Origin of the sequence: Ralstonia sp. TCR112 (genome assembly GCF_007997035.1) — a bacterium.
Lineage (GTDB): Bacteria > Pseudomonadota > Gammaproteobacteria > Burkholderiales > Burkholderiaceae > Ralstonia > Ralstonia edaphi.
This window is the reverse complement of record NZ_VOSS01000168.1, coordinates 1-803: the sequence shown is the minus strand read 5'-3', so window position 1 is coordinate 803 and position 803 is coordinate 1. Positions and strand designations below refer to the sequence as shown.

1 pseudogene is annotated in these 803 nt (G+C 63.0%); it reads right to left on the bottom strand.

From position 1 onward, the window contains the following. Positions 1-803, bottom strand: a pseudogene (locus FUT88_RS24895) (MFS transporter); the annotation flags it as partial.

Sequence of the window (803 nt, the reverse complement as noted above, 5' to 3'; positions counted from 1 at the left end):
CGCCAAACTGCTTGATGATCTGCGGCATCCAGAGGCCCACGCCGATGGAGCCCACGATGCCGCAGAAGTTGATGAACGCCAGCACGAAGACGCGCCAGTTGGTCATGGCATCGCGCAGGGTCGCGCCGTGCTTGCTGGCGATGTCGCGTTGCTCCATGGCGAGGCGCGCGCGAGTACGGTCTTCTCATCGTCGGTAAGCCATGTCGCCTTTTCCGGCCGATCCGCGAGCACGAACAGGCACGCGATGCCAAGCAGCACGGCCGGCAGCCCTTCGATCAGCAACAGCCATTGCCAGCTGCGCAACCCATGCAGGCCGCCGAGTTCGAGCAGCGCGCCGGAAATGGGTGAGCCGATCATGTTCGCCACCGGAATGCCCACCAGGAAGGCAGCCGTCACCTTGGCGCGCCACTTGCCCGGAAACCAGTGCGTGAAGTACAGGTAGATGCCCGGCGTGAAGCCCGCTTCGGCAAGACCCAGCAGAAAGCGCGCCGCCGCAAAACTCTTGGGGCCGACCACAAACGCCGTGGCCATCGAGAAGATGCCCCACGTGATCATGATCCCGCGATCCAGATGCGCGCCCCCACCTTCTGCATGATGAGGTTGCTCGGGATCTCGAACAGGAAATAGCCGATGAAGAACAGCCCCGCGCCGAACCCGAACTGTTCGGCCGTCAGGCCAATGTCCTTGTTCATGGTGAGCGCGGCAAACCCCACGTTGGTGCGATCAAGATAGCTGATCACATAGCACGCGAAGATGAACGGCAGGATGCGGCGGAACGCCTTGGCCAGCGTGCGTTCGCTCGC